At 31.5% G+C, this 3436-nt stretch carries 2 protein-coding genes; both read right to left on the reverse strand.

What is annotated here, in order from left to right; all coding sequences use genetic code 11:
* Positions 1-207: 207 nt before the first annotated feature.
* Positions 208-933 (reverse strand): superoxide dismutase, encoded by a 726-nt coding sequence (locus ACW9UN_RS16860; protein ID WP_009780324.1) that lies wholly within the window; start codon positions 931-933, stop codon positions 208-210.
* A 189-nt stretch (positions 934-1122) separates the two neighbouring features.
* Complete coding sequence (locus tag ACW9UN_RS16865) at positions 1123-2934, reverse strand: TIGR02281 family clan AA aspartic protease (RefSeq protein WP_459487535.1); 1812 nt, start codon at positions 2932-2934, stop codon at positions 1123-1125.
* Between the last annotated feature and the right edge of the window lie 502 nt (positions 2935-3436).

Consider the following 3436-nt stretch of genomic DNA (forward strand, 5'->3'; position numbering starts at 1 on the left):
GATTTTTTAAAATTCGCGAGAGAGTGTTCAGCATTTTTTTCCTGCGTTTAGATTTTCCTGAGCAATAAAACATAACGGTTTCGGCTATGAGTAGTTGCGTGGTTTAGCACTTAACTTTGCAAGTACACACCAAACTGAAAATCCGTGAGGATTTTCAGAAGTAGGCGAGAACAAGCAATTACTTATAGCCATTGTTGGCAGTAGTGTTTATTTTGTCAGTCGTTTTGCTGTCATAAATCGGTCAGCTACATTGTCCCAATTGATAATTTCAAGAACTGTATCAACAAAATCGGCTCTTTTATTTTTGTATTTCAAATAATAGGCGTGTTCCCAAACATCAATCACCAAAATCGGAACAACTCCCCATTGTGTTAATTTTTGATGATTTTCGCATTGTAACAATGTCAAGCTATCCGAATAAGGTTGGTAACCCAAAATACCCCAACCGCTTCCTTCTACAGTTTTTGATATTTTCCCGATATAGCTTTTCAGTTTGTCAAATGAACCGAAATCCTTTTCTATCTGTTTTAAGAGTTCAGTTTTGGGTTCAGTTTTTTTATTCGTTAAGTTCGTCCAAAAGATGGAATGAAGCACGTGGCTTGAAAAGTGGTAAGCTAACTTTCGGGTCCACAAATCCACTTGGTCTAAATCGCCCGATTTTAGATGTTCCTTAATTTTAATCAAATCTGTGTTTGCCCCTTTTACTGCTCCACCGTGATGAAATTCAAAGTGCAGATGTAAGGTTTCTTCATCCATATGTGGCTCCAAAAAAGTTTTATTGTATGGAAGTGATTTTTGAATGAAATTTCCATTACTGTCCACTAATCTGTCAATTCCGTTTTCCGTTACATTTTGTGAAAAAACGTTGTTCATTGGTAGGATTGTCGCTCCACCTAAAATTGCCGTGTTTCTTAAAAATTCTTTTCTGTCCATATTTATACTTTTTTCAATTTATCTCGTTTTTCCACATTACTGCCAACGTGTTTGTATATGGTTTGTTGCGTGGTTAAGCACGTAATTTAGCAAATAAAAACCGAATAGAAAATCCGCGAGGATTTTCGTAAATAGGCTAGAACTAGCAATAAATTATATACGGTGTTGTGCAACGTATTTTTTACTATTCTACTCTTTTTTTTCTTTTATCGCTCCCCATTCGTATTCTATAATTTCGCCAATACCTTTTCCGTCCTCACCATAACTATAAAAGCGACCGTGTTTTAACCATTTATTTTCTTCTTCGTCAAAATACTGACCATAAATATATTTAAGGTTTCCATTGTCCCAATACTCAACTACAGCCTTGTATTTTTCAGTAGAGTCTATTTCGCCATTTTCCTTATACCATTTCCATTCTCCATCTCTTATATTTCCTACATATTTATCAATTCCATTATCATATGGGTCAAATAGTTTTCCATAAACTTTTTTATTTCCGTTCTCAAAATATTGTATGTATTCACCAATGTAAGAATTGTTAAACATCATTAATGTTGTGTACTCTTCTTTCTTTTGGTCAGAATTTCTAAAATAAATTGATGTCTTTGTCTTTTCTTTTTTGATTTGGCTTTTTTCGTCAATAAATGTCTTTTGGCTTGCTACAATTTTGTTATATCTGTCGTAAGAATTTTTAATCCAACCAGCTTTTAGCATTTGTCCAATTTGTTCTACCCAACCATCATCTCCTTCTGGATGATATTTCCAATAAATTGATTCTCCTTCTTGGTACTTATTAATTTCTGTGAGTTCGCCTTTTTCATCCCATTTCTTGCTATCTCCATCTTTTAAACCCATAGAATAGTTTTCGTCAATTAATAAATTACCATTTTCGTCAAAGAATTTGTAATTCCCATTAAGTAAATTTCCTCCACTTCCACCTTTTGTAGATTTTATTTTAGAAAACTCTGTATACCAAAAATATTCTTTATTTTCTTTGTATTTAGGTTGTTCGCTTCCAAGATAAATATTAAATATTTCAATGCCATTTGTATATTTGATTCGTATTTCTTTATTCCCTTGTGAAACTGAAGAAGAAGATTTATTTGATGGTTTTTCATTGTATAGCTCAATGATATATTCAAGTGCGTTTTTTAATTTAGGTAATAAACCCTCATTGTCAATTGATTTATCTAACATAAATTCCAATCTATCTATGTAGTCCTTTTTGTCATTTCCATCTATCATTACTATTGCCTCTTCATTATTTTTCATTTTTACTTCAAGCCAATAGTTTGATTGTTTCTCGGAATAGTCAATGTTGTTAATTTTTGCTAACGGAATTAAAAAACCTTTACTAAACGCCCAAGGTTTACTTGTCTCTTGAGTTCGAACACCAAAAAGATAAAACTGATTTTCAATTTCGACGACACTACGAATATTTTGTTTTTGTATTAAATCGGTTTCTTCATATTGATATTTTACAAATACACTGTTTATCCATTCAATGGTTCCCTTTATTTCTTTATCAAAATCAATATTGTCTTTTTTACTTTTGTATGAAAAGTCGTTTATTATCAGTTTATTATTCTCTATCTCAATTTTGCCTAATTGACTTAAAGCGGACATTCCAAGTAATAAAGGTGAATTTTGTTCGTGAACAATTGTTGCCTTTACATTTTTGATTTTTAATCCAGCGACTTCAATTTCCCTTAATATGATATTAGTTCCTTCGTTAATGTCTCCGTTTGCAATTTGATATTTAACAGATTCCTTAATATCATTTTTCCTTAAAAGACCTTGTTTAATCAAAAAAGTTGCTTCCGTCAGAGATATAGTCACATTTGATGCGCCTGTGTCGAAAATAAAATCCATTGGTATTCCATTAACCTTACAGGGAACTGTATAAACTCCGTTTGTCTTATCTAAATTTATTGTTGTTTGAGCAACAAATTCGTTTGTGGTGAGTAAAATGAATAAACAAAGTATGATTTTTTTCATATTGGTTAATGTTTTGGGATATGTTGCACAACGTTTATGTGTATTATTTGTTGCGTAAATTTAGCGAAAAAAAACTTATTAAACTAAAACTTTCGCATTTCCGAGGTTTTTCGTAAGAAAAACCTTAAAAGCAATAAATTTTACACTGTGTTATGTTTTGTTGCGAAACATTCGAGTAAGCACGTTTTAAATCCGTTTTCAGTTCTTTTCAGCTTTTTTTATTTTTCCTTTTTAGTTTTTTTGAAAATTCCAGTTTACAGAGAAAATTCCCACGCATTGTTTCCGAAACGTTGATAAATTCCATTTTATTTTATAAATCTCAGAGAACTTTCCAACAAAAGATTCATTCTTTAAAAACTCTAAAAAAATTCCCGCGTTTTGATTTTTAAAATTCTAGCGAGAGAGTGTTCAGCATTTTTTTCCCACGTTTAGATTTTCCTGAGCAATAAAACATAACGTTTTGGTGTATTATTTGTTGCGTAAATTTAGCGAAAAAAAAGCT

This window comes from Polaribacter litoreus, from assembly GCF_054584775.1.

Bases quoted from the DNA above. Each gene is read 5' to 3' on its own strand.
- ACW9UN_RS16860 (WP_009780324.1), bottom strand. From the start codon at position 933: ATGGACAGAAAAGAATTTTTAAGAAACACGGCAATTTTAGGTGGAGCG.
- ACW9UN_RS16865 (WP_459487535.1), bottom strand. From the start codon at position 2,934: ATGAAAAAAATCATACTTTGTTTATTCATTTTACTCACCACAAACGAA.